Source organism: Bacillus sp. JJ864, from assembly GCF_036963045.1.
Lineage (GTDB): Bacteria > Bacillota > Bacilli > Bacillales > Bacillaceae_G > Bacillus_A > Bacillus_A pseudomycoides_C.
On the sequence record NZ_JBALLY010000057.1, the window covers coordinates 25125 to 51811 of the forward strand.

Here is a 26687-nt window from a genome sequence, read left to right on the forward strand (position 1 = left end):
GAATGCATGCTTTTTTAGTAACTTCCAACACGTTTAATCATAATAGATGAAGAAATTTCCCCAGACTCTTTTCCTTTTTGGATCCGATCTAACATATAATGTTGTCCTATCGGATCATTCGTATGAAAATGAATTTCTTCCACATGTAATCGTTCCTGACAAAATGCATCTACGAAATACAACCCATTTCTCTGACGAAATCCCATATTATAATCGAGCGATAAGGTATGTACCTTATTATTTCGAATGAGCTCCAGTGCTTGTTCGGCTGTCGTCGCTAGTGTAAAACCAGCTGGGCACGGTCTTTGATCATCCATATATACATTCATCTTTCCCCTCCTCTACATACTATATGTACATATTGTACCAAGTGCAATAAAAGGCGCAAAGGGAAGTGGTTCTTTATACGTCATCCGTCTAAGCGCAATAAAAATGATAAGAAAACAAAGACCAAATAAGGATGAGAAAAAAAGTGACAACAGTATCGTTTTTGTTCCAACGACAAACCCAAGTAAAGTAAATAGTTTCACATCCCCTCCTCCAATTCCTTTTGGATAAATAGCTTGAATGAAATATAAGAGCATAAACATAACCATTGCTGCTAACAATCCATCCCACCATAGCGATGGCTGTATAAAAAAACGTTCTATTAGAAATAGTCCTGTAAAAAAGCATAAAATTCGATTTGGAATTACCATATAAAGAAGATCTGTAATGGAAACAATGAAAAGAAGTGATAACAGCGTCCACACGATAATCAGCTGCTCGTTGAAACCAACAGAAACTGCCGCGAGAAGAAACAATACCCCTGCAATGCCTTCAAATAAAGGATGCAAATATGAGATTTTTATATTACAATGCGTGCACCTTCCTTTTTGGATACAAAATGATAAAATGGGAATCAACTCTTTTAGTTGTAATACGTGGGAACAATGAGAACAATGTGAGCGTGGTTTTATAATGGAATATCCGAGCGGAATACGATAAGCAACAACGTGATAGAATGAGCCTAATATCAAACCAGTGAAAAAAGCATATACATAAAATAGCATTCCATCCTCTCCTTTCGCGCTTAGTATAACAAGAAAAGGTAACATATTGTATTTTCAAAAATGTATCTTTCTCCATAAAAAAACAGGCCCTTATTAGGCCTGTTTTTCCATTTATACAACAAAATAAAATGCTTTTAATGGTCCGTGTACACCAACAACTAAGTTCATTTCAATGTCAGCAGAGTTACTTGGCCCTGTAATAAAATTAATACAAGAAGCTGGTGCTTCTCCATTTTCCACACGTGTATTTAAATCACGTACCGCTTGTGTAATACGGGGCACGATTGTTTCACGTGGAATAATCGCTACATAAACAGTCGGTAAAAAGTGTAGTGAACGTCCTCTTCCTTTATGACTTTGCACAACAATTGTACCTGATTCCGCTAATGTATAATCACTAAACGAAATTCCGATATTTGCTTTTTCCGCTAACTTCATGTTTTCTTCTTTCTTCGCTGGATCCCAAGTATTTACTTCTACGTTTTCACCTGGAAGTTCCGCTTCAAACAATTGCCCAAGTCCATACTCTTCAAAACGCTCATCTTGAGATAACATAATTGGTCCGCCGCCGTTTTCCGTGATAACGTTCTTAATTGCAGCACTTAATTCAGCTCGATTTGTTTCAATAACAGTTGTATGAATGTTGTTACATTGCTTTTTAAATACTTCTAATAATTCCTCTTGTGAGTAATCATTTAACGTTTCTACATTAATATTGTTTTTCCATTCAGGGCGCTGTACCCCTTCTGTTTTGCGTTCACGTCCAAGCTGTTTTGCGATATTTTCTAAAAATGAATCGCGGTTTTGAATCGTTCCTGCCATTAGTTATTCCCGCCTTTCTTATGCTCTTTATACCAATCGCGGAATCTTTCTTTGCTTGGCGCTGGGAATTCGCGAATTTCCGTCCAATTTTTCAGCGGTCCCACACCTTTAGAAACGCGGTTTCCGGATGTGAATGGGCTCATTGCAGCTGGCGCCATTTTCGATCCCATTTTGTATAAAGCCGCAGAAGAAGCGCCCATACTAAACATCTTCATCGCAAGTTTTTCTGCAAGCGGTACACGTCCTTCTTTTTCCACAATTACTTGGCGATGTTTTAATAACAAGTCATGCAATGGAATTTTTACTGGACAAGCTTCTGTACATGCTCCGCATAAACTAGATGCATATGGAAGTTCTTTATAATCATCATAGCCACCTAAAAGCGGTGTTAATACCGCACCAATTGGTCCAGGATAAATAGATCCGTAAGAGTGACCACCAACATGACGATACACCGGGCATACATTGATACATGCCGCACAGCGAATACATTGCAGTACTTGACGGAACTCAGAACCTAAAATTTCAGAGCGGCCATTATCTACAACAACTAAATGGAACTCTTCTGGTCCATCTATTTCGTCTTCTTGAATTGGTCCCGCTATGGTTACATAACTTGTTAATTTTTGACCAACAGCACTACGACAAAGTAAACCGACAAGAACATCAAGCTCTTCCATCGTTGGAACCATACGTTCCATACCCATTACCGCAATTTGTGTTTTCGGAATAGACATAACAAGGTCTGCATTCCCTTCATTTGTTACTAAACAAAGAGAACCTGTGTTAGCAACCGCAAAGTTACATCCTGTTACTCCGATTTCTGCATCCATAAATTTTTCACGAAGAATTTTACGAACAAACTTCGTCATCTCATATGGATCATCGGATTTTTCATATCCTAATTTTTCTTTAAACACATCACGAATTTGCGTTCTATTTTTATGTAGTGCTGGTGCAACAATATGAGATGGCGGATCATTGTCTACTTGTAAAATATACTCTCCTAAGTCACTCTCAACGACTTCACAACCGATTTCTTGAAGGGCATGGTTCATACCAATCTCTTCTGTTACCATTGATTTTGATTTCACAACTTTTTTCGCTTGTTTCTTTTCAGCTACTTGTTTAATATACTCAGCTGCCTCTTCTTTCGTTTTCGCAAAGAAAACATGGCCGCCTCGTTTTGATACATTTTCGCTTAGTTGCATTAAATAATAATCTAAGTTTTCTAGCGTATGCTGACGAATTTGTTCACCAAGCTCACGCCACTCTTCCCAGTTACCTAACTCTTCAGCTGCTTCTAAACGTTTTGTGTATAAACGTGTTTGTGCAGATGATACTGCCCCGCGCATAAACGAATCTTGAAGATTTTCACCAACACGATCATTAAATTTTTTATCACTTGTTTTCATAGACATAGCTTACTTCCCCCTTCATCAGCGGCTATTCAATACTTCAGCAATATGCATTACTTTCACATTTTTTCCTAAGCGCTCGATACGTCCGCCAATGTTTAACAAACACCCACAATCTGCTCCAATTAAATAATCAGCACCTGTTTCCATGACACTATCAACTTTTTCATCTACCATCTGTTCAGAAATTGGCGTCATTTTTACTGAGAACGTTCCTCCAAAACCGCAACAATTTTGTACATTTGGCAGTTCTCTCACTTCTAAGCCCTTCACATTTGATAATAAAATACCTGGAGCTTCTTTTACTCCTAGTATACGCGTCATGTGACAAGATTTATGGACCGTTGCTACACCATCCAAACGAGCACCAACATCAGTAACTTTTAACACATCAACAATAAATTGTGTCAATTCATATGTTTTTTCAGCTACTTTTTGCGCACGCGGTGCCCATTCTGGATCATCTTTAAATACATGTGGATACTCGTGAAACATTGTCGCACAAGAACCAGAAGGTGTAACGATATACTCAGCATTTTCAAATGTGCTAATCATATGCTTCATTGCTTCTTTTGCCGCTTCTACATGGCCGCTATTGTAAGCAGGCTGCCCACAACAAACTTGCGCTTCCGGAAATTCAATTTCACAACCTAATCGCTCTAAAATTTCAACCGTCGCTTTGCCGACATTTGTTTCAAACATATCGACTAAGCATGTAACAAACAATGTAACTTTCATATTATAGTTCCCCCTCATTTCAACTCAGCCAACATTCATATGGTCATCAGATGACTTGTTAAAAAAGAAAGAAGTGAGACATGAACTGCTCCTATTCTTCCTTTAGAAAACGCTTTCTTATGCTTTCTCTATTTTATCAAATACATAAAGTTTTAAAAGCATAAAATTACGAATTTGTTTCTTCAATGCCTGTGACCATACATTCTACTTTCGTTAGGTGATCTTGCATCGCTTGCTGCGCTGCTGCAACATCATTCTCTAACACTGCTTCATAAATTTTTCGATGCTCTTCTAGAAGTCGTTCTGCTGTTGTTTGTTCACCATATAAAATAATTCGTCTTGTTTCACCGATTGTTTCAGCAATCATTTCAGAGACATGGTTCATTAACTCTAACAAAATATTGTTATGTGAAGCTTCTGCAATTGCCATATGGAAATGAAAATCTGCTTTTTCACCAGCTCGTTCATCTCCGACCCCTTTTTGCATCTCATCTAACCAACGCTGCATATTGTGTAAGTTTTCTTCTGTGCGTTTTACTGCTGCTGCACCAACTGCTCCTACTTCAAGCACTTTTCGCACTTCCAATAAATTCACAATATCTTCTTGTTTCATTAGCAACGTTGTATTTAATGACGATGTTAAAGCAGAGGCATTAAAATTCTTCACATACGTACCTTCACCTTGTTTCATCTCAATTAAGCCCATTGCTCGCAATGCGCTTAACGCTTCGCGCACAGCAGATCTGCCAACTTGGAACTGCTCTGCCAATTGATGAACAGGAAGAAGTTTGTCACCAGGCTTTAATGTACCATTTTTAATCATTCCTAAAATGGCTTCCGATACTTCTTCGTAAATTTTTTTTGGTTTAATAGATTTGTATTCCAGTTGTATCACCCCAGTATCATCCAAACAACAATGACAACAATTTATCCCGCGCTAACGGGCAGTAAAGCTCTCACCTCAAGATTCTGAGAAATAAAAAAAGATAGGCAAGAGATAACTAAAGTTTCACTTTATACAGAAAATAGCATCCCTATCTATTTTAGAACTAAACGCACAGAAGTACAAACATTTTGTTCATAAAATAGACAAAAAAAGTTATCTCACTACTTCAAGGAAGGAAAGCCATATCTCTTCATTATGATTATGAAGAAATAACCGGTAGATAAATCAAAATCGTCGTTCCTTTTCCTTCTTCACTTTCAATTTGCCACGTTCCATCGTGAATGTGCACAATTTGTTTTACAATCGCAAGTCCTAGCCCCGTTCCACCGTTGTGACGACTTCTCGCTTTATCCACTCGGTAAAAACGTTCTCCTAACTTTTCGAGATGTTCAGCGCCAATGCCAATCCCGGTATCTTTCATTTGCAATTTACATTGCCCTGCTTGTTGTTCTAATTGGACATGTATCGTCCCATTCTCACCTGTGTAGCGAATCGCATTATCTATGATATTATGAAGCACTTGTTGCATCCTATCTTCATCAATGTTGACAATGACATCTGGATCAAGAGTTGTCTGCAATGTAATTTGTTTTTCTGTCACTTGTAATTCATATGTCTCTAGTACATCTTCAATTAACTGTGCAAATACAATAGGCTGCTTTTTAAGAGGGAAACGTTCTCCTTCAAGCTGCGCTAAATCCAATAAATCATGAACAAGACGTTGCATGCGTCCTGCTTCTTTATGAACAAGCCCGGTAAATTTTAACTGTTGCTCTCCTTTTGCTACGCCGTCAATAATGGCTTCGCTATATCCTTTAATATAACTAAGGGGCGTTCGCAGTTCATGTGACACATTTGCTAAAAATTCTTTTCGCTGCACATCCTCTTCTTCTAGTGAACTTGCCATCTTATTAAATGCTTTACCAAGCCGACCGATTTCATCTTCTGATGAAATTGTAATTCGCTGCGAAAAATCTCCTTTTGCCATATGATTCGCAACCCGCTCCATTTGTGAAAGAGGCTTTGTAATGGCAATGACAATCTTTCGGCCAATCCATACAGTTAACACAATCATGACAAGAGCTAGAGGAGCTAAAATGAGTCCCATTTCATAAATTAAATCTTTAATGCTCTTTAAAGGAATATAAGAATATACAATACCGACCAATTTTTTATTGTCTAGTACAGGAATAACAACACCCATAATGTTACGCTGAAAATGCTCTTCATATCCCATCTTTGTAATCGTCTTTCCTTCTAACAATGATTGCCGGTCATCCTCGCTAATAATTGAATTGTAATGAACATCAAATGGAAGACATGCACTTAAATCGCGTGGATTATTCACAAACAATACATCAGCACTCGCAATTTTATCGAATGATTTTACTCTTTCCTCAAATACATCTATAGGTTCATCTGCTTTATATTGCGCAACAAGGCGGTTTCCCTCTGCTTTTAATGTATCTTCAATATTTTGAACATATAATTTTTCATACGAATATAATGAAACAAAATATAAAAACGAAACTGTTATACAAACCGCGCACGCAATGGTAAGCCATAACTTTTGTACCATCGTAAACATTTTACACCTCAAATTTATAGCCTACGCCCCAAACAGTTTGAATACAATTTCCACGTTCCCCAAGCTTTAAGCGCATTGTTTTCACATGCGTATCAACTGTTCGAGTGCTACCGGCGTAATCATATCCCCAAACTTTTTCAAGCAACTGCTCCCGGCTAAATACTTGGCCGTTATGTTGACAAAGAAAATAAAGTAAATCAAATTCTTTCACAGTTAATGAAATACCTTCCCCATCTATTTCAACGCGGCGACTTTTCTCATTAATAACAACTGGTCCAAATTCTATTTCCTCTTGTTCTTCATATTTCGTATATCTCCTTAACACTGCTTCCATACGTGCAATCAATTCTCCTGGACTAAATGGTTTAACAATATAATCATCAGCCCCTGTACGCAATCCGTTTACGCGATTCCATTCCTCTCCTTTTGCTGTCAAAAAGATAATCGGAATATCGGATGTTTTTCGAATTTCTTTACAAACAGTAATCCCATCCATTTCTGGCATCATGATATCCAAAATAACAAAATCAAAGTTGTCTATTTCAAGCATGTGCAGCGCCTGTTTTCCATTTTCAGCTTCTTTCCACTCATAACCGAAGTTGTCCAAATACATACCGACAAGCTGTCTCATATCACTTTCATCATCAACAAGTAGTACTTTATACTTACTCATTTCTTCTCCCCTACTCTTTGCGTAAATTGAAATGGCCCTTTCCCAACGGAAATTGTCTGTTTTATTTTCATTTCATTTAAATCTAAAACATACACTTCATCGCTATCGTAGCTTGCAACATACCCTTCACTACCAATTTGCCAAAATGCAAATGGATTCGAGCCTACTTCTAGCGATCCTACTTCTTTATATGTTTTTCCATCAAATTTTCTCAGCGTGTTCGACCCGTGACTAAGTACATAAATAAATCGCTGATCTGTAGACAGACTGACCGGCATAAATGGTGCATGTAACGATTGTAACATCTGCCCATCTTGTACAGAATACTCGAGCACTTTTTCATTTACTTGTTTCCCGTCACCATGCCCGCCAATAAATATGTCCTTTCCATCTCCGCTAAGAAAAGCACCTGTTGAAGCTGGTGGAATCATAAAAGAGTTCACAACCTTCTTTTGTTTCACATCAATACTAGACAATTTCGTATCATAAAAATTAAGAACATATAACATATCATGCTGTTGAACCATCGTCAGCGGACCCTTTCCAACCGAAATGCTCTCTGTTTCTTTTCCATCGGTTGTAAACACACGAATTTTTTGCTGATTTTGATCCGCCGCAAATAACTCTTTTCCACTTTCAGATAATAAGATATTGGCTATGCCTTTTCCTGTATTCCATTTTTCAAGTTGCTTTCCATCTTTCAAAGAATATACATATATATACTCAAGCTGTTTTCCATATACAAGTAAACGATTCTTATCTGGTAACAACGTTGTCCCCGTAATTGTTTCATTTAAATGCCACGTTGTAATTGTTTTTTTCGTATCCGTATCAATAAAACTGATACTTCCTTCTTTTATATTTGTCGTTATAAGAAGAGGTTTTTTCGGATCAATAGATTGATATGCCCCTCCCTTACACCCTGTAAGTAATAGTACGATACAAAGTGAAATAAGCCACCTTTTCAAAAGATTACCTCCATTATGGACAGTTTCGTTATACTTGTAAAATAGCAAATAATTGTGAGGAAAGTGTGAAATCTTTTTTCTTACTATATAATATATGAATAGAAATTAAAAACCCGCTTTTTTAGGTGGGCGAGAGCTTCTGGCCATGCCATAGTAGCGGTCAGGGCCTTTTTCTGCCACATGCAAGGTTTTAAACAAAAGGAGAAAGCGAGTACAGGTCATGTTGTATTCTACATAGCAGTGATTTCTATATCGAAAATTCAAATGGATATATACATATAATATATAAATGTATATTGAAAATTAGAAATAGAAAACCCTTTTTTAGGGGGTGAGCGCAAATCATATTTCGTTTCGCTTAGCATAGCAGCTTCCTCTTATATTTCCACTGATATATCGACCGTTTTGGGGAATATATCGGCGCTTCGACACAATATAAAGACACTTCGACGATATTCGACACAAAAAGCGCACTACAGGTGGCTGACAAAATCCCAGTCCTCTCAACATGAAAAACGGACGTACCTTTCTCGATTAAAGGTACGCCCGTCTTTTTTATAGTCTACAACATTAAAAATATGTTACTGTATAATAAAAAAGAACGACAAAAAGATTACAATTGCGTTAAAAACAATCCATAATATTCCTCTGTTTTCTCCTATAAACGTTAGTGTTATCCTATTTCCCTCCTTTCAATATAGAAAATATAGTAAATTATTGCTGTTACTCTTCCTCTATTAAAATATTAACTATCCCTTATGACATCTAATATTTCCTTATTTTGTTCCCTTTGACTAGTTAGGATAAAAAAGGCAATCTTGTAACCTATGAATTTTTTTCCAACATTTTTTCGACAAAATCTGTGCTACGATGATTGTGTCAATCAAACAGGCAGGCAAAAACAAATCTGTTTGATCATAAATCTATATTTACATGGGGGACAACTATAATGAAAAAACGTGCTTTACTATCTGTAGTAGCAGCAACTGCTCTTACTCTTGGAGTAACAACACATACTGCGAAAGCAGAAACAATGCAACCATCAACACCAAAAGTTCAAAATATTTCGTATTCTCCATTATTTATGCAATATATGAATCAACAAGACTTTCAATCTTTCTTCACATCTCTTTTTAATTCATATGCAAAATGGAATGTAGGTGCTTTCCAACCAGGAAACTGCGTTATTCCTGGCCAACCGACATACACAACAATTACAACTCCTTGGGGGAATATTGTAATTACAAACCCAGTTAACAACAATGAAACAACTAAGCCGGAAGAAAAACCAGCTGATAACAACTCAGCAGCTAAGCCAGAAGAGAAACCTGCTGACAACAACCAAGCAACTAAGCCAGCTGACAAACCGGCTGATAACAACCAAGCAACTAAGCCAGCTGACAAACCGGCTAATAAACCTGCCGACAACAATCAAGCAACTAAGCCAGCTGACAAACCGGCTAATAAACCTGCCGACAATAATCAAACAACTAAGCCAGCTGATAAGCCTGCTGAAGAGTCAAAAGGTTCATTAAGCGCATTTGAACAAAAAGTTGTTGATTTAACAAATGCTGAACGTGCTAAACAAGGTTTACCGGCATTAAAAGTAGACGCTCAGTTAAGTAAAGTAGCTCGTATTAAATCAGAAGATATGCAAAAAAATCATTACTTCGATCACACTAGCCCAACATACGGTTCTCCGTTTGATATGATGAAACAGTTTGGCATTTCATATAAATCTGCTGGTGAAAACATTGCACAAGGACAACGTACTCCTGAAGAAGTTGTACAAGCTTGGATGAATAGTGCAGGTCACCGTGCAAATATTTTAAATAACGGATACACACATATCGGTGTTGGTTACGTAGAAAACGGAAACTACTGGACACAAGAATTTATGTCGAAGTAAGACTTTAATCAATGGGGTTCTCCCCATTGATTATTTTTATAAATACATAATGAAAAACCAACATAAAAAACTTTTTTAAATGGGCAAGAGCATCTGGCCATGCATAGTAGCGGTCAGGGCCTTTTCCTGCCACATGCAAGGTTTAAGACAAAAGGAGAAAGCAAGTAGCGGTTATGTTTTGTTCTGCTTAGCGACGATTTATGTTGTTAAACGAATCTAACTTCTTTGCTTTCTAGTGCATTAAGCAACCAAATAAATAGAGCCTTCTAAGAAGGCTCTATTTATTTTGTATTCATACAAGAATGTAAAACACGAGAAAAATCGTGAGGAAGAGAGATATCTGCTTCCATTTGCTGTTTTGTAATTGGATGTAACATTGTAATATGAGCAGCATGCAATGCTTGACGAGACAGCAGCCTCGTCTTACCGCCATATAATACATCGCCAATAAGCGGATGACCAAGATAACTCATATGAACGCGTATTTGATGCGTTCTTCCCGTTTCTAATTGAACTTTAACAAGTGTTATGTTATTTTCTTTCGAATATTGCACGACCTCGTAATGTGTTACAGCACGGTCACCTTTTGGAGAAACACGACGCCTTGATGCATGATGACGATCTCGTCCAATTGGAGCATCTATTGTCCCTCGCTTCTTTTGTACTTTCCCTTCAACAAGTGCCATATATGTCCTCTTAATTTTACGCTCTGTTAATAATCGATCCATAATCACACCCGCTAAAGCGTGTTTCGCAAAGACGACTCCACCTGTCGTGTCCTTATCTAATCGGTGAATATGACGCACCTTTGTTTCAATTCCTTGCATTTGTAAATGAAAGGCTACATAGTTTGCTAATGTACCTGTTCCGCCTTTATTTGCAGGATGTGTGTCTACTTGAATGGGTTTATTAACAATTAATACATGATCGTCTTCATATATAACTTCTATATCATAAAACTCCGGTTCTACATCATACTCTTCTTGCATAAACATATGAACTTGCAATTTATCTTCTTTTTGAAGTTGTTCACTCCACCGTTTTCCTTCTCCATTCACAAGAATACTTTTTTCCATACGATATTTGTGTAATAATTTTTTCGGAACTTGCCATTCTTCTTTCAAAATAGAATCTATCGTTCGTCCCGCCCATTCAGAAGGAACCGTAATTTCACACCATTCTCCCATTTTCTTCACTTTCATATCATCACCTTATTTCTATTCATCTCCCTATTGTAACGGAAAATCGCTTCTCATGCATAATGAGAGACAGTTCGTAATTGAACTGCCTCTCCCTTTACGCACGAAGCCTTTTCATTTCCATCAACATTTCTTCCGCTTTTCTTTCATATGATAAATCTTGAAAAAATTCAGCTAACCGCTTGTAGTCATTGTAAGCATCTAATAATTGGTCTATTGCTTTATGATTATTTTTTTTCAGAGGTGTTTTTAGTTTAACAGGATAGCGGTATTCTCCCATATCACGAATTTTATAATACTCCTCTTCTACTTGAATCACTTTCATAAGCTCACCTTCTTCTGCATCAAGTGTATATCCATCGAACTCGCGCAGTAATTCATAAATAATATGTGTCTCTTTTGAATAAAAACCTCTTTCTAACCGATAGCCGACAATGCGGTACATATGCCCATCATTTTCTGCAAATTGTACAGTATCATTCAATTTAAATTTAAAATAACGAAACATTGCCTTCCCCCACTCTTATATGTAATCTCCTTATCTCATACTATTCGCTAAAAGGGGGGCAAGCTATTCATACAAGTAGCTCTCACCTACTAGATGAGAGCTACACCTTATTAATGCGTGTTTTTCTGTTTCCTTTTGTTGAATGGAAGCCACCAGTTCCACTCACCAAACATTTTCATTAAACTTGGTACAAGGATTAATCGAATAATAGTTGCATCAAGGAATATGGCTAGCGCAACGCCAAGTCCCATCTGTTTCACTGGCAAAATATCAGTAAAAGCAAATGCACCAGTAACAACAATCATAATTAACGCAGCTGACGTAATAATCCGGCTTGTTGACACTAATCCTTCTAACGTTGCATAGTCGTTATCTCTCGTCTCTCCGTATAATTCATGAATACGTGAAATAAGAAATACTTCATAATCCATACTTAACCCAAATACTAACCCAAAAATAAAAATCGGCAATACAAATAATACTGAGCTTTGTTCTAACCCAAAATGCCCACCTTCAAAAAGCCAAATGACAATGCCTATGGTTGCACTTAAACTAAGCACATTCATCACAATTGCTTTAATTGGAATTAGCAGCGAACGAAACGCTAGTAATAAAATCAAAAACGTTGACGCAAAAATAACAGACATACCAACAACAACTTTATCTTTAATTTCATCTTCTAATTCTTGTTGGAAAGTTGTCATTCCGCCTAAATAATATGTTATATCTTCCGTTTTATAGTTTGTTTTAAACTCTCGGACCCATTGCTTTGCTTTTTCTGTTCTTGGTTTTGTATCTAAAACAATTCCAATCGTTGTCTTATTCCCTTTCACATACGCCTCTAATGCCGGTTCTATTTGTGCACGATTTGGTGATTGCAACGTTGCTGTTAACTGTTCTGCAGTCATATTTCCAAGTTGTTCATATAAACTTTTCACTTCATATACATCTTTATCATTCTTTAGTTTCTGCACAACCTTTTGCAATGTTTGTAAATTTTCTTTTTCTGTTACATTTCCTTTTGTCAGAGCGACAAGCATCACATCTGCATGGGTTTTTACCGTTTTATTAAATGCATCTTCATAATGTTCAAAGGCAGTGCGTGCCTCACTTTTCTCAGGTAATGCTTCTACACCAGGGAACTGTAAATTTGCATCACGAAGCGGCAATAAACAAATAATAATAAATGTAAATACTGCAATCGTCATTACAATTGGATATTTCATTACAAACTGTGCAAATTTACGCCACATTGGTGCTGTGCGCTGAACATTTTGGTTCTTTCCTAATATACGTTTCCCCATTAAAGCTAACAACGCTGGAAGCATCGTTAATGAAAATAATATGCTCATGATTACGACAATCATCCCGCTAATGGCGACAGATTGAATATAATCAATTTGGAAAAAGAACAAACCAGACAAACCAACAAATACACATAAACCTGAAAAAATAATGGCGCGTCCCGCCGTTTGATAGGTAACCATAATTGCTTCTTTAACAGAACGGTGTGCAAGCTCTTCTCGGAAACGATTCACAAATAAAAGAGCAAAATCGATGGATAAAGCAAGCCCAATCATCGGCGCTACGTTCAGCACAAAAATAGAAAGTTCTTTTTGTTCTCCGACAAAATATAAAATCCCCATCGTACTAATGACACTTAATGCTCCGTTTAAAATAGGCAAAATCGATGCAAAGAAGCTGCCAAAAGAAAGTAATAACACCAAAAATGCAATTGGTAGCCCAATCATTTCTGCTACTTTCAAATCATTTTGTGTTCTCGTATTGATTTCATCATTAATAACTGGATATCCAGTTGGAGATACTTTTATCTCCCCGTTACTTTCTTTTTGAATATCCTTTGCAAAGGCTAATGTTTTTTCCATCCGCTCTTTGCTTGTTTTCCCGGAAAATAAAATTGTGGCATAAGCAATATCTTCCTTCAGCATTGTTTTATTTTCGATCGGTTGATGAAAAGACTCGTACGTTTCTTCTCTTTGAATTTTTTTTACAACCTCATCAATTCTCTCGATAAATTTTTGCTGAGATACACCTTTCTCTTTTTGAAAGACGAGTAACAATGCATCTTGTGACTGTTTAAAATCTTTATCGAGTATCTTTTTTGTCGTTTGATAATCACCCTGTGTTTGAAATCCATCTCCGCCTAATACACCAGGAAGCTTCGGTGCAAATATCCCAAGTAGCGCAGCTAGCAATATTAATAGCGCAATCGTTGTATATCGAAATCGATATAACAAAGCGCCAATTTTTCCCCACATATCTACTTTATGTACAGTTGTTTTCACAGAGTCTCACCTACTCCTCTTCTCATATTCTTTCTCTTAGTGTATCATATCCACTCTTTCGTTCATGAAAAAAGCTATCCTTTCATCAAAAAAGGATAGCTTTTTTTAACGCTCTTCGTTTGCTTGAAAACGTGCGGAATAGAAACGGTGTAAATAAATAGCGACAATAAGTAAGACACCGCTCATACAATACCCTGCTAAAACATCAGTTGGATAATGCACAGATAAAATAATACGGCTTAATCCAATTAAAACAATAAGTACAATGGCTACGATCGTTACAAAGTACTTTACCGCTGCACTTTTTACGTTCGCTGCGATGATATAGGCAAGAAATCCATACGTAACAATCGATAACATCGCATGTCCACTTGGAAAGCTATATCCGAGCGCATCTAGCGCTTCGTTAATAGTCGGCCGATCTCTTTTCACAATCCCTTTAATTCCTTTATTAATAAGGTGTGTACTAAGAATAGCAAGAGGATATATTACCATTGCTACGTAATAACGTTTCTTCCAAAAAAGGAACAAACTCACTGCTAACACACTTACAATCCCAATTGCAGAACCAAGTTTTGTAACATAACGAAAAAACGTAAGTGATGATTCTGTTTGAAGTCCTGTTACCATTCCTTTCACATACTCATCAATTGTCGTTACACCGCCAGAATGTACTCTCCACGCAATGATGCTAAATGCACAAAGCAAAAGCACGGTACATACAATCTCATACATATGTAATTTCTTTTTCAACATTCCATTCCTCCTACTATAAAAAAGCGCGATTTCCGCTAAGAAATCGCGCTTTTTTATTATTTTTCTTTTCCTGTCTTCAGTTCAGTCCAGTAACGATCGTAATCTTTTAATTTTCCATCCAAGTCAACAAGCCATTCTGTACGATCTAGCTCTTCTTTTGATAAGAAAATCATATGATTGTCTTGATAATCTTTACTGTGAAGAGGACGAGCCTTTTCATTTGGATTACTATATCCAATGGATTCATAGTTTTTCACGCTGACTTTTGGATCCATTAAGTAGTTAATAAATTTCTCTGCAAGCTCTTTATGTTTTGCACCTTTTGGAATTGCTAACGTATCTGCCCAAATTGTGCCGCCTTCTTTTGGAACGACATATCCAACATCTTTATTCTCTTTTGCAATGTATGCCGCGTCCCCGGACCATACAGTACCGATCCATGCATCTTCTGTAATAAATTTTTGTTTAATATTATCTGTATCAAACGCTAATAAATTTGGTAATAATTTCTGAAGATCAGTAAAAGCTGTTTTTAACTCCGCATTATTTGTTGAGTTATTTGAAAACCCATTTTTCTTCAGCCCCATGCCAAGTACTTCACGAGAATCATTTAATAATGCGACGTGGCCTTTATATTTTTCATTCCATAAATCAGTCCAACTTGTTGGCGTTTCTTTCACATATTTTTTATTATAAGCAATGCCCGTTACACCCCATGTATACACGATCGAATACTTATTTTCTGGATCAAACGGAGGTGTTTTAAAGTTTGAAACGAGATTCTCTACATTCGGAATGTTCTTTTTGTCTAATGGCTCTAACAAATCCATTTTTGTCATTGTCTTTACCATATAATCAGACGGTTGAACTAAATCATATTTTGCACCGCCTGCTTGTAATTTCGCAAGCATCTCTTCATTACTTGCATACTTATCATAATTCACTTTCACGTTATACTGCTTTTCAAAGTCTTTAATGACCTGCTCATCAAAGTTATCAGCCCAGCTGTAAATATTTAATTCTTCTTTCTTTTCGCCGCATCCAGCTAACACTCCAGCAGCAACTCCGAAAGTAAGTGCTGTACTTGCAACTACTTTCATCCATTTCATTTGCATTCCCTCCTAGTTTGAAGTTAATCATTCATCTTTTACTCGTTCATTTTTTATAACGGAAGATGGCCGCCTGTATTTTCCTCTCCATCTGTACCTTTGCTACGGAACATTTCAGAAGCAATCATTAATCCGACAATTACAACAATCAAAATGGTAGACAATGCGTTAATTTCAGGCGATATACCACGTTTCACCATACTGTAAATATACAGAGGCAATGTTGTTGAGCCTGGTCCTGATACGAAGAAACTAATAACAAAGTCATCAATCGATAATGTAAATGTCAATAATGCCGCTGAAATAATACCTGGTGCTAGCCCTGGTAACGTGACATAACGAAACGTTTGCCACGGCGTTGCGCCTAAATCATTTGCTGCTTCTTCTAAATCGCGTCCCATACCCGAAAGTCTTGCTGATAAAACGACAACGACAAATGAAATACTAAATGTAATATGAGCAATAATAATTGTCAATTGCCCAAGTTCAATACCAAGTTGACTAAATAAAATTAAAAGTGATAATCCCATTAAAATATCTGGAATGAGAATTGGTAAATATACAAGTCCATTAATTGCACCTTCAAAACGATATTTATACCGATGCAAAGCAAGTGCAAATAACACACCTAACAGTGTGGAGACAATTGTCGTGACAACTGCAATCGTCAAACTGTTTATAAGTGCATCAATTACATCCTGTTTTTGAAATAAATCTGTATACCAATGAAGCGTAAAACCTTGCCACTCCGCATTAATACGTGAGTCATTAAACGAATACATCATAAGTACCATCATTGGTAAATAAAGAAACAATAAAATTAGCCAAGAATAAGTGACTAAAAACTTTTTCATTTTCGTTTATTCCCCTCCGTTTCCATAGTTATATACTTTCGTAGCCCGATAATATAAGTAAATTAACAGAACGGAGAATAACACAACAATCATAGATAACGCTGATCCAAACGGCCAATCGCGTGCACCTAAAAACTGATTTTGAATTACATTTCCGATTAATGCAACTTTCGAACCACCCATTACGTCTGATACAACGAACATACCAATAGATGACACAAATACTAAAATCGACCCTGTCGCAATCCCCGACATCGTCATTGGAATTGTTACATGCCAAAATGCTTTGAGCGGTGTTGCTCCTAAATCATATGCCGCTTCTAATTTTCTCTTATCAAGTTGTTCAATCGCTGCGTATACAGGCAAAATCATAAATGGTAAGAGTGAATATACCATCCCTAAAATAACAGATGGTGTATTGTATAGTAAGTTTAAAGGTTCACTAATAATACCTAATTTCAGCAATAACGTATTGACAAGCCCTTGTGAACGTAAAATAACAATCCAAGCATAAGAACGGACTAAAAAGTTAATCCAAAACGGGATTGTTGCAAGAAGCAGTAAAAGAGAACGCCATTTACGATCAACAATCGTCACCGTATAGGCGAACGGATATCCAATCAATAAACAAAGTACCGTTGTAATAACAGCAATTTTTACTGTTTCCCATAACGTCTCCATATAGAGCGAATCAAATACACGTTTAATATTTTCTAACGTAAAGCTCATCTCAACTGTTCCATACGTCCCGCGCTGTAAAAATGCAAAAGCTAACACAAACAAGAGAGGTACTAAGAAGAAGATCAGCAACCAGGCAACTGTCGGTAATGCAAGTAATTTCCCTTTTTTCAATTTAAGGTCACCTCATCCTCTTCTTCCCAGCCTACAGACACATTGTCACCAATGTTCCACTGCATCGCTTCTTCTGCACTTTGATAGGCCATAAACAACTCGCCTGTTTTCTCATCGCGAATATATAACTTCTCCATATTTCCGACAAATTCAATATCTTCAATATGACCAAAGTGATATCCCTCATTAGACGAATCTTCCACGGAACGTACTTTCACATTTTCCGGGCGTACTGCTACGTATGTTTCCCCTGTTTGAACAATATTATTTTCTCCAATAAACGTCGCAACGAACAACGTTTTTGGCTTATGATAAATTTCTTTTGGCGTTCCAATTTGTTCAATGTTACCTTTATTCATAACCACAATGCGATCACTCATACTCATCGCTTCTTCTTGATCATGCGTCACATATATGAACGTAATACCAAGATTACGTTGTAAGTTTTTCAATTCACGCTGCAAATCTTTTCGAAGCTTAAAATCTAGTGCTCCTAGCGGCTCATCTAATAGCAACACACGAGGATTATTCACGATTGCACGTGCAATCGCCACGCGCTGCTGTTGCCCACCAGAAAGTTTAGATGGTTTCCGATTACGGAATTCTGTTAACTGTGTTAAACGCATCGCTTCCTCAGCACGTTCTCTTTGCTCTGCTTCAGAAACCTTTTGCATCTTCAATCCAAAGCGAATATTCTTCTCAACAGTCATATGTGGAAACAGTGCATAATGCTGAAACACTAAGTTCATATGACGTTTATACGGGGGTAAATCGTTAATCGTTTCATCATCAAGCGAAATTACACCTTTTGTCGGTTTTTCAAAACCAGCAATCATACGAAGTAACGTCGTTTTCCCACAACCACTCGGACCAAGAATCGTTACAAACTCACCTTCTTTAATGTCTAAAGAAAGCGGCGGAATAATAACTTGATCCCCAAAATGTTTTTCTACTGCTTCGACTTTAATAATATTTTTCATCTTCTCTTCCTATCTACCTCATATTTTTGATATTCATAAATAACCAAGTATTCTATATACAATAACTTTGTTTCAATTTAAACAAAAATGATGTTTGATCACGTAATTTGAACGTGACCAATGGTGGATGCCCACCACTGATAGAAGCTTCACTTTATGTAATATGTTCGGTTTAATTTCGCGCGATACACACCTTGAATAGAAAAACCCCTTCGTGTTGAAGGGGCTTTTATCATACGGACGAACCAATTGATAAACACCATCATTATTTTAACAATTTTCGGATGAATTTTAAAGCACTTTTTGTAGAAGAATAGCGGATTTTCATATCAAATGCTGTCGATTGAGACAAAATGCTTTTATAATGTGAAAATGTTTGAAAACTCTGCTCTCCGTGATAACTCCCCAGTCCACTTTGGCCAACACCGCCAAATGGTAAATACGGCGTTGCTAGATGATATACAACATCATTAATACAACCGCCTCCATAGGAAATGGATTGCGTTACTTGCTTTTGCACATCTCGTGCTTCAGAGAAAACATATAGTGCAAGCGGTTTCGGATGACGCTGAACAGTTGCTATCACATCTTCTATATTCTCATACTCTAATAGTGGTAAAATGGGCCCAAAAATCTCATCTTCCATAACAGTATCATTCCATGATACATCTGTAAGTACTGTTGGTTCAATTAACAGTTTATCTTGATCATAATTCCCACCTACGACAGCCTGACCATCTCTTAAAAATGAACATAATCTTTCGAAATGCCGCCCACTCACAATTCGAACATATTTCTCATTTTGTAATGGCTTCTCTCCGTATTGTTCATGCACAGCTTTTTTCATCGCTTCTATAAATTGATCTTTAATTGAAGAATGAACGTATACATAATCAGGTGCCACGCACGTTTGCCCCGCATTTAAAAATTTCCCCCAGACAATTCGCCGCGCTGTAACATCAAGCTTTGCATCCTTATGTACAATGCACGGACTTTTGCCACCAAGCTCAAGTGTAAGAGGCGTTAATTGTTTTGCAGCTGCCTCCATAACAATTTTCCCAACTCCCACACTACCAGTAAAGAAAATATAATCAAACGGCTCTTTCAGCAAAGCTGTGCTCACCTGGGCGTCGCCTTCTATTACAGCGACAACCTCTGGTGGAAATAACTCCGTTAACATTTTTGCAAGAATGCTCGAAACATTTGGTGTTAACTCTGAAGGTTTTAAGACAACTGTATTTCCAGCCGCAATCGCTCCAACTAACGGCGCAACTGCCAGTTGAAACGGATAATTCCACGGGGCAATTACTAACGTTACGCCATACGGCTCCGGAATAATTTTCCCTTTTGATCCAATATGAGTCATTGCCGTTTTCACGCGCTTTGGTTTACTCCATTTCGAAAGATTTTTTATCATAAAAGAAATTTCTTTTAATGTATAGCCAATCTCTGTTGTATACGATTCATGCTCTGATTTATTTAAATCCAGCTTTAGCGCCTCAAAAATTTCAGACTCATAGCGCTGAATACTTTCATATAACGCTCGCAACTGTTTCTTTCTTTCATCTATTCCTCTTGTTTTCCCACTATAAAAGTAGGATTTTTGTCGTTCCACAATAGAAACAATCGTCATAAAGCTTTCCCCCTTTACTTCATCATATATTATAATACATTTCTTGTTTATTCTTATTAAAAATGAACTGATATGTAAAATTTTATTAATTACTTGAAATATATGTTCCTATAAAAAAAGCTGTTGAAAGGAATCCCCTTCAACAGCTTCTCCATCATTAACGATATAAACGAACTGCACCTGCAGAATTATCATCTGCTTGTCCAACTACTTCAAATTTTAATCCAAGCTTCGGTACTTTACGTCCTGCATCTGGGATTAAATCGTTCATATACGATTTAGAATCATCAAACTTCGTTACACCTGGTAACCCTTTGTAATCAAATGTTCCGCGTGTTTTAGATACAACTTTCCATGCTGGCGTTTGGTTAAAGGAGAACGCAGCGTCTGCGATTTGGAATCGTGTACTATTTTTAACAGTTGGTTTGCCGTTTAGCGTTCCAACAATTGCCCCTGGGTGAGAGTCAACAACCCCTAAGAAACCTTCGCCTGGATGAATACCAACCCAGTTATCTATGAAGCTAGTGTCTGCATACCATACAACAAGACCTGTATTATACGGTACACCGCTGCTATATTTTAGCGCTTCATCAGCACCAGCGTAGTTTCTCCACTCTAAATAGTAGTTATGCTTCTTCTTATCAAAACCGTCTGATACAACGAAACCGTTTAATTTTAATTTTGCTTCGCCTTCTGCATCATCAGAGAATGCAACATTTCCATCGACAGTTAATGTTGCGTTATCAAGTGTAAAGCCGTTCGGTGCTAAACCACCATCTGTAATGTATTCGAATACTAGTTTTACTTTTTGACCTTTAAATTTGCTTAAGTCATATGACTTATCTACCCATTTACCATCTGTTGTGTCTAGACCATTTTTCACATTCTTTTCGCCAATTCGATCCACTAACGTTTTTGTACCATCTTCTGTCACTGCATGTACTTCAAGGAAGTCATAACCTGTTTCAATTTCATACAATGATTTGTAATCAAACTTTGCATTTGTTGCATTTGTTAAATCAAATACTGGCGTTTCTAATGTTGTATGAAGATCATCACCTTTTGTACTATAGTAATATTTCTTACCAAATGCAGGTTGAATACCTTTTACATCTTTATCTGGTAAGTTAACGCGAATCAGACCAGGACGAGCTGATTTCGTTACACTTTGATCTAAGAACGTCGCAAAACCGATACCGCGATTTAATTTATCATAGTCAGCCTCTACAAGATTTGCCCAGTTTCCACCGATTGTTTTTTGAAAGAACTCTTTGTTTTGCGGGGAGAAACTCGGTGGCGTTGAACCTGCAATTCTACCTGCCCAGCTGCCGCCGCTCATAACAGACCAAGAGTGAATTGGCTCACCTGCACCAGAATACTTCGTATCATACTCATCTGGAAGACCTAAATCATGACCAAATTCATGTGCGAATACACCAACTGCTCCGTCTTCTGGCTCAATTGTATAATCGTATGCTGCCATTTTACCGCCCCATTTATCAACCTTTGCCTTCGTTCCATCAATTGGATATGGTGCTCCAAGGTTCCAGCGATGTGACCAAATTGCGTCATCACCTAATCTACCACCGCCTCCATCTTGACCAACTCCAGCGTGAATGACCATCAAGTGATCAATAAGACCATCTGGTTCGTTTTTATTTCCATCTCCATTATTGTCATATTGATCGTATTGGTCAAATTCAGATAAATCAATACCACTTTCTACAGCTGCATTTAATGCCTCTTTTACAAAATCACGAGGTCCTTTTGGTCCTTTATTATCATGACCGCCATCGCCAGCATCTGCACCATAATCCGCTGCTTTACCAGGAACTGTCAGCCACTTTGTTACTGTCCCATCGACTGTATAGCTACCACCAGATTGCTCTTCATAATATTGTTTAAATGTTGGGATTTTTGAACCATCAAAGAGTGTAAACGACTCATCACCAAATAACATGTTTTGATAATGTTCTGGATTAAAATCATTTGAATACATATAACCTGGTACTTGATCAATATTGTTATGCTTAAAGTCAGCAAACTCTACTAGCAATACAAGAACTTTATCTTTACGAACATCCCCATTATATCCTTTTTGCTTCGCTGAACTTGTTGGTACTTTGCCGTTTAATCCCCCTTTAACCGGCTCTTGTCCAGCTACCGGACCACTAGCAGGTTGATCAGCTTTTTCTTTCGCATCTGCTTTTGCATCTTTCACTTTTTTCAAAAAGTCAGAAGCTTCTCTCGAGACACTGTCCCCTGCTGCTGGTTCTTTTCCAGCATTTTCGCCTTTTTTCTTCTCTACGTATTTTTCAACAGCCTTTAATGTGTCTTCTTTCGATGCAGATTCACTAATTACACCACGTTGTTTCAACGCGTCTGCTAGACGATCCTCCGGAATTAAATTTTTATCAATTGGACTTAAAGCTCCTACATTAGACGGCGTTGCCGCATAAACAGATTGACTGCCAAACCCAAATGTGCAGCTAAGCACAGCTGTCGCCGCGAGCGTAGACAGCACCTTAAAAGGCTTTTTCTTTTTCTTCATCCCTATTCCTCCCCAACATTAAACACGTCCCAATATTTAGATAATAAAAAAGATTCACTCAATTTACAATATATTGTCTTAATTTGTAATATTTTTTAAAAAATCCTTTGTTTTGGATTGATATATATTCGGATTTAGTAATGTTTTCAGAAAATATTGATAAAAGTTGATAAAACTATTAAAATTTCTGTATGTAATTGCAAGATATTAGTCTTGCTTGATAAATTTTCTAAAAATATACAAATTTTACATTATTTTAACGTGATTTTTTTCCATATTATAATAGTGTTAATGAATTAGTTTTCTAGCTTTTATAATCGCAATTATTAGGGAGGCGTCATTTGTGCAAACGGATAACAAAGAAATACTTGATTCAGAATGGATTGATTTATTATTAGAAGCTTTAGATATGAATATGACCAGTACAGAGGTATCTAACTTTTTGAAACACGGAAATCAACCCTCACAGAACTAACCGACATTGTTCTTTTTAGAGAAAAATGTGTTATAATAAATTACATCTTAAGTCGAATACATACAGTAAGAAAGGTGCGCTAATATGATTGGAGAACGTATAAAACGACTGCGTCTACAAAGAGGCATCTCCTTGACAGAACTTGCCGAAAAAGCAGGCGTTGCAAAGTCATATATTAGTTCCATTGAACGAAACTTACAAAAAAATCCTTCGATCCAATTTCTCGAAAAGATTTCTAACGTTCTGCACGTTCCTGTTGATGTACTTCTTCATGATGAACCAACTGAGGAACATACAATGGACTCTGATTGGATCAAACTCGTTAAAGAGGCCATGCATTCCGGTGTTTCAAAAGAGCAATTTCGTGAATTTTTAGAGTTTAATAAGTGGAAACAACAACAAAAATGATGCGGGAAGAGTGCTTTCAATGAAGGTGCTCTTTTTATTTATATATAAATGCAAATTGAAAAACCAACATCTTTTTTATCAGTGTGGACAGATAAAAAAGATGTTCAGACACAAAAAAAAGCTGTTGAAAGGAATCCCCTTCAACAGCTTTTCCATTATTAACGATATAAACGAACTGCACCTGCAGAATTATCATCTGCTTGTCCAACTACTTCAAATTTCAATCCAAGCTTCGGTACTTTACGTCCTGCATCTGGGATTAAATTGTTCATATACGTTTTAGAATCATCAAACTTTTCTACACCTGGTAACCCTTTGTAATCAAATGTTCCGCGTGATGGAGATACAACTTTCCACGCTGGCGTTTGGTTAAAGGAGAACGCAGCATCTGCAATTTGATATCGTGTGCTATTTGCAACAGATGGTTTGCCATTTAACGTTCCCACAATTGCCTCTGGATGAGAATCAACAACACCTAAGAATCCATCCCCAGGGTGAACACCAACCCAGTTATCTGTGTAACTAGTGTCTGCATACCATACAACAAGACCTGTATTGTACACTGGACCACGACCATGTTTTAATGCTTCATCTGCACCAGCGTAGTTTCTCCACTCTAAATAGTAGTTATGCTTTTTCTTATCAAAACCATCTGATACAACGAAACCGTTTAATTTCAATTTCGCTTCGCCTTCTGCATCATCAGAGAACACAACATTTCCATCAACAGTTAATATTGCGTTATCAAGAGTAAAGCCGTTTGGTGCTAAACCACCATCTGTAATGTATTCGAATACTAGTTTTACTTTTTGACCTTTAAATTGGCTTAAGTCATATGACTTATCTACCCATTTACCATCTGTTGTGTCCATACCATTTTTCACATTCTTTTCACCAATTCGATCCACTAACGTTTTCTTACCATCTTCTGTCACTGCATGTACTTCAAGGAAGTCATAACCTGTTTCAATTTCATACAATGATTTGTAATCAAACTTCGTATTTGTCGCGTTTGTTAAATCAAACACTGGCGTTTCTAATGTTGTATGAAGATCATCGCCTTTTGTACTATAGTAATATTTCTTACCAAATGCAGACTGAATACCTTTTACATCTTTATCTGGTAAGTTAACGCGAATCAGACCAGGACGAGCTGATTTCGTAACACTTTGATCTAAGAACGTTGCATAACCAATACCTTTATTTAACTTATCATAATCGACTTCAGCAATATTTGCCCAGTCCCCACCAATTGTTTTTTGGAAAAACTCTTTATTTTGCGGTGAGAAACTTGTTGGTGTTGTCCCCGCAATGTTACCTGCCCAGCTGCCGCCACTCATAATAGACCAAGATTGAATTGGCTCACCTGCACCAGAATACTTTGTATCATATTCATCTGGAAGACCTAAATCATGACCATATTCATGTGCAAATACGCCGACTGCTCCGTCCTCTGGCTCAACTGTATAATCGTATGCAGCCATTTTACCGCCCCAGTTATCAACCTTTGCCTTTGTGCCATCAATTGGATATGGTTTTCCAAGATTCCAGCGATGTGACCAAATTGCGTCATCACCTAATTTACCACCGCCTGCTTCTTGCCCAACTCCAGCGTGAAGAATCATTAAATGATCAATAAGACCATCTGGCTGATTTTTATTTCCGTCTTGATTGATATCGTATTGATCAAATTGATCAAATTCAGATAAATCAATACCGCTATCTACAGCTGCTTTTAATGCATCTTTTACAAGATCGCGTGGTCCTTTTGGTCCTTTATTATCATGACCGCCATCGCCAGCATCTGCACCGTAATCCGCTGCTTTACCTGGAACTGTTAACCACTTTGTTACTGTTCCATCGACCGAATAACTACCACCAGATTGCTCTTCATAATAGTGTTTAAATGTTGGAATTTTTGAACCATCAAAGAGTGTAAATGGCTCATCACCAAATAACATGTTTTGATAATGTTCTTGATTAAAATCGTTTGAATACATATAACCCGGTTCTTGATCAATATTGTTATGTTTAAAATCAGCATATTCTACTAGTAATACAAGTACTTTATCTTTACGAACATCACCATTATATCCTTTTTGCTTCGCTGAACTTGTTGGTACTTTTCCGTTTAATCCCCCTTTAACCGGAGCTTGCCCAGCTGCTGGCCCTCCAGCAGGTTGATCTGCTTTTTCTTTCGCATCCGCTTTTGCATCTTTCACTTTTTTCAAAAAGTCAGACGCTTCTTGCGTAACACTATCTCCCGCTGCTGGTTCTTTTCCAGCATGTTCGCCTTTTTTCTTCTCTACGTATTTTTCAACAGCTTTTAATGTGTCTTCTTTCGACGCAGATTCACTAATTACACCGCGTTTCTTGAGCGCGTCTGCTAAACGATCGTCTGGAATTAAATGATCGTCGATTGGACTTAAAGCTCCTACATTAGACGGTGTTGCCGCATAAACAGATTGACTACCAAACCCAAATGTGCAACTAAGTACAGCTGTCGCCGCAAGCGTAGACAGCACTTTAAAAGGCTTTTTCTTCATCCCTATTCCTCCCCAAATTAAAATACGTACCAATATTTCGATAATAAAGAAAATTCTATTATTTTGCAATATACCGTCTCAATTTGTAATATTTTTGAAAAATTACGTTTTTTCTATATGATTATATATATAAATTAAATAATTTTTAGAAAGTATTGATAAAATAAGGGGCGTCATTTGTACAAACGGATAACAAAGAAGTACTTGTTTTAGAATGGATTGATTTATTGTAATAAGCTTTAGATATGAGTATGAGCAGTGCGGAAGTATTTAACGTTTTGAGACATGGAAATCAATTATCACAGAGCTAACCAATATTTTATGTTTAAAAGAGGAATTTCGTGAATTTTTAGATTTTAATAAGTGGAAACAGAAACAAAAATGATGCGGAAAGGG

The 26687-nt window shown here is 37.1% G+C and carries 23 protein-coding genes; 3 read left to right on the top strand and 20 right to left on the bottom strand.

All coding sequences use genetic code 11. From position 1 onward, the window contains the following. Nucleotides 1-14: 14 nt before the first annotated feature. The 9 genes from V7024_RS10540 to V7024_RS10580 all read right to left on the bottom strand — a co-directional run bounded on the left by V7024_RS10540 (nt 15) and on the right by V7024_RS10580 (nt 8205). Nucleotides 15-329 (bottom strand): cyclic-phosphate processing receiver domain-containing protein, encoded by a 315-nt coding sequence (locus V7024_RS10540; protein WP_335519311.1) that lies wholly within the window; start codon nt 327-329, stop codon nt 15-17. Between the two features lie 12 nt (nt 330-341). Next, nucleotides 342-1052, bottom strand: coding sequence for a prepilin peptidase (locus V7024_RS10545; protein WP_335519315.1), 711 nt, complete (start codon nt 1050-1052; stop codon nt 342-344). 111 nt (nt 1053-1163) lie between these two features. Further along, nucleotides 1164-1874, bottom strand: coding sequence for a LutC/YkgG family protein (locus V7024_RS10550; protein WP_335519318.1), 711 nt, complete (start codon nt 1872-1874; stop codon nt 1164-1166). Further along, entirely contained in the window at nt 1874-3295 is a 1422-nt protein-coding gene (locus tag V7024_RS10555) for a LutB/LldF family L-lactate oxidation iron-sulfur protein (RefSeq protein WP_335519321.1), read from the bottom strand. The genes V7024_RS10550 and V7024_RS10555 overlap by 1 nt, the downstream gene beginning before the upstream one ends. 18 nt (nt 3296-3313) lie before the next feature. Continuing rightward, a complete protein-coding gene (locus tag V7024_RS10560) occupies nt 3314-4030 on the bottom strand; it encodes a (Fe-S)-binding protein (protein WP_020061797.1) in 717 nt (238 codons plus the stop codon). Between the two features lie 166 nt (nt 4031-4196). Beyond that, on the bottom strand, nt 4197-4886 hold the full coding sequence (locus tag V7024_RS10565; RefSeq protein ID WP_335519435.1) for a FadR/GntR family transcriptional regulator: 690 nt from the start codon (nt 4884-4886) through the stop codon (nt 4197-4199). Between the two features lie 289 nt (nt 4887-5175). Next, a complete protein-coding gene (locus tag V7024_RS10570; protein ID WP_335519325.1) occupies nt 5176-6564 on the bottom strand; it encodes a sensor histidine kinase in 1389 nt (462 codons plus the stop codon). Nucleotide 6565: 1 nt separating this feature from the next. Continuing rightward, entirely contained in the window at nt 6566-7237 is a 672-nt protein-coding gene (locus V7024_RS10575; RefSeq protein ID WP_335519328.1) for a response regulator transcription factor, read from the bottom strand. Continuing rightward, a complete protein-coding gene (locus V7024_RS10580) occupies nt 7234-8205 on the bottom strand; it encodes a YncE family protein (protein ID WP_335519331.1) in 972 nt (323 codons plus the stop codon). Before V7024_RS10580 ends, V7024_RS10575 begins: the two co-directional genes overlap by 4 nt. Nucleotides 8206-9154: 949 nt before the next feature. Here V7024_RS10580 and V7024_RS10585 point away from each other — a divergent pair. Beyond that, the gene (locus tag V7024_RS10585) at nt 9155-10114 is read left to right on the top strand and encodes a CAP domain-containing protein (RefSeq protein WP_335519334.1); all 960 of its coding nucleotides are present in this window, start codon (nt 9155-9157) and stop codon (nt 10112-10114) included. 281 nt (nt 10115-10395) lie between these two features. On the opposite strand, the gene V7024_RS10590 is transcribed toward V7024_RS10585, so the two are convergent. The 10 genes from V7024_RS10590 to V7024_RS10635 all read right to left on the bottom strand — a co-directional run bounded on the left by V7024_RS10590 (nt 10396) and on the right by V7024_RS10635 (nt 22862). Further along, on the bottom strand, nt 10396-11316 hold the full coding sequence (locus V7024_RS10590) for an RluA family pseudouridine synthase (protein ID WP_335519335.1): 921 nt from the start codon (nt 11314-11316) through the stop codon (nt 10396-10398). A 94-nt stretch (nt 11317-11410) separates the two neighbouring features. Beyond that, nucleotides 11411-11821, bottom strand: coding sequence for a histidinol dehydrogenase (locus V7024_RS10595; RefSeq protein ID WP_335519338.1), 411 nt, complete (start codon nt 11819-11821; stop codon nt 11411-11413). A 110-nt stretch (nt 11822-11931) separates the two neighbouring features. Next, nucleotides 11932-14127: an MMPL family transporter gene (locus V7024_RS10600; protein ID WP_335519341.1), complete on the bottom strand. Its 2196-nt coding sequence runs from the start codon at nt 14125-14127 to the stop codon at nt 11932-11934. 105 nt (nt 14128-14232) lie between these two features. Continuing rightward, a complete protein-coding gene (locus tag V7024_RS10605; protein ID WP_335519344.1) occupies nt 14233-14880 on the bottom strand; it encodes a phosphatase PAP2 family protein in 648 nt (215 codons plus the stop codon). Between the two features lie 59 nt (nt 14881-14939). Next, the gene (locus V7024_RS10610; protein ID WP_335519347.1) at nt 14940-15992 is read right to left on the bottom strand and encodes a polyamine ABC transporter substrate-binding protein; all 1053 of its coding nucleotides are present in this window, start codon (nt 15990-15992) and stop codon (nt 14940-14942) included. A gap of 53 nt (nt 15993-16045) precedes the next feature. Continuing rightward, nucleotides 16046-16846: an ABC transporter permease gene (locus V7024_RS10615; protein WP_098915638.1), complete on the bottom strand. Its 801-nt coding sequence runs from the start codon at nt 16844-16846 to the stop codon at nt 16046-16048. 6 nt (nt 16847-16852) lie between these two features. Next, on the bottom strand, nt 16853-17698 hold the full coding sequence (locus V7024_RS10620) for an ABC transporter permease (RefSeq protein WP_335519353.1): 846 nt from the start codon (nt 17696-17698) through the stop codon (nt 16853-16855). Further along, nucleotides 17695-18678 carry an ABC transporter ATP-binding protein gene (locus tag V7024_RS10625; RefSeq protein WP_335519356.1) on the bottom strand — a complete coding sequence of 328 codons (984 nt, stop codon included), beginning with the start codon at nt 18676-18678 and terminating at the stop codon, nt 17695-17697. Before V7024_RS10625 ends, V7024_RS10620 begins: the two co-directional genes overlap by 4 nt. Nucleotides 18679-18943: 265 nt before the next feature. Further along, nucleotides 18944-20311 (bottom strand): aldehyde dehydrogenase, encoded by a 1368-nt coding sequence (locus V7024_RS10630; RefSeq protein ID WP_335519359.1) that lies wholly within the window; start codon nt 20309-20311, stop codon nt 18944-18946. Between the two features lie 157 nt (nt 20312-20468). Then, the gene (locus tag V7024_RS10635; protein WP_335519362.1) at nt 20469-22862 is read right to left on the bottom strand and encodes an immune inhibitor A domain-containing protein; all 2394 of its coding nucleotides are present in this window, start codon (nt 22860-22862) and stop codon (nt 20469-20471) included. 343 nt (nt 22863-23205) lie between these two features. Here V7024_RS10635 and V7024_RS10640 point away from each other — a divergent pair, with 343 nt between their 5' ends. Together V7024_RS10640 and V7024_RS10645 are read left to right on the top strand one after the other, a co-directional pair. Beyond that, the gene (locus V7024_RS10640; RefSeq protein ID WP_154713316.1) at nt 23206-23337 is read left to right on the top strand and encodes a DNA-binding anti-repressor SinI; all 132 of its coding nucleotides are present in this window, start codon (nt 23206-23208) and stop codon (nt 23335-23337) included. An 84-nt stretch (nt 23338-23421) separates the two neighbouring features. Then, on the top strand, nt 23422-23745 hold the full coding sequence (locus V7024_RS10645) for a helix-turn-helix domain-containing protein (RefSeq protein WP_335519365.1): 324 nt from the start codon (nt 23422-23424) through the stop codon (nt 23743-23745). 158 nt (nt 23746-23903) lie between these two features. Here the strand turns inward: V7024_RS10645 and V7024_RS10650 are convergent, their stop codons facing one another. Next, entirely contained in the window at nt 23904-26291 is a 2388-nt protein-coding gene (locus V7024_RS10650) for an immune inhibitor A domain-containing protein (protein WP_335519368.1), read from the bottom strand. Between the last annotated feature and the right edge of the window lie 396 nt (nt 26292-26687).

Bases quoted from the DNA above. Each gene is read 5' to 3' on its own strand.
- V7024_RS10540 (WP_335519311.1), bottom strand. From the start codon at position 329: ATGAATGTATATATGGATGATCAAAGACCGTGCCCAGCTGGTTTTACA.
- V7024_RS10545 (WP_335519315.1), bottom strand. From the start codon at position 1,052: ATGCTATTTTATGTATATGCTTTTTTCACTGGTTTGATATTAGGCTCA.
- V7024_RS10550 (WP_335519318.1), bottom strand. From the start codon at position 1,874: ATGGCAGGAACGATTCAAAACCGCGATTCATTTTTAGAAAATATCGCA.
- V7024_RS10555 (WP_335519321.1), bottom strand. From the start codon at position 3,295: ATGTCTATGAAAACAAGTGATAAAAAATTTAATGATCGTGTTGGTGAA.
- V7024_RS10560 (WP_020061797.1), bottom strand. From the start codon at position 4,030: ATGAAAGTTACATTGTTTGTTACATGCTTAGTCGATATGTTTGAAACA.
- V7024_RS10570 (WP_335519325.1), bottom strand. From the start codon at position 6,564: ATGTTTACGATGGTACAAAAGTTATGGCTTACCATTGCGTGCGCGGTT.
- V7024_RS10575 (WP_335519328.1), bottom strand. From the start codon at position 7,237: ATGAGTAAGTATAAAGTACTACTTGTTGATGATGAAAGTGATATGAGA.
- V7024_RS10585 (WP_335519334.1), top strand. From the start codon at position 9,155: ATGAAAAAACGTGCTTTACTATCTGTAGTAGCAGCAACTGCTCTTACT.
- V7024_RS10590 (WP_335519335.1), bottom strand. From the start codon at position 11,316: ATGAAAGTGAAGAAAATGGGAGAATGGTGTGAAATTACGGTTCCTTCT.
- V7024_RS10595 (WP_335519338.1), bottom strand. From the start codon at position 11,821: ATGTTTCGTTATTTTAAATTTAAATTGAATGATACTGTACAATTTGCA.
- V7024_RS10610 (WP_335519347.1), bottom strand. From the start codon at position 15,992: ATGAAATGGATGAAAGTAGTTGCAAGTACAGCACTTACTTTCGGAGTT.
- V7024_RS10615 (WP_098915638.1), bottom strand. From the start codon at position 16,846: ATGAAAAAGTTTTTAGTCACTTATTCTTGGCTAATTTTATTGTTTCTT.
- V7024_RS10625 (WP_335519356.1), bottom strand. From the start codon at position 18,678: ATGAAAAATATTATTAAAGTCGAAGCAGTAGAAAAACATTTTGGGGAT.
- V7024_RS10630 (WP_335519359.1), bottom strand. From the start codon at position 20,311: ATGACGATTGTTTCTATTGTGGAACGACAAAAATCCTACTTTTATAGT.
- V7024_RS10635 (WP_335519362.1), bottom strand. From the start codon at position 22,862: ATGAAGAAAAAGAAAAAGCCTTTTAAGGTGCTGTCTACGCTCGCGGCG.
- V7024_RS10645 (WP_335519365.1), top strand. From the start codon at position 23,422: ATGATTGGAGAACGTATAAAACGACTGCGTCTACAAAGAGGCATCTCC.
- V7024_RS10650 (WP_335519368.1), bottom strand. From the start codon at position 26,291: ATGAAGAAAAAGCCTTTTAAAGTGCTGTCTACGCTTGCGGCGACAGCT.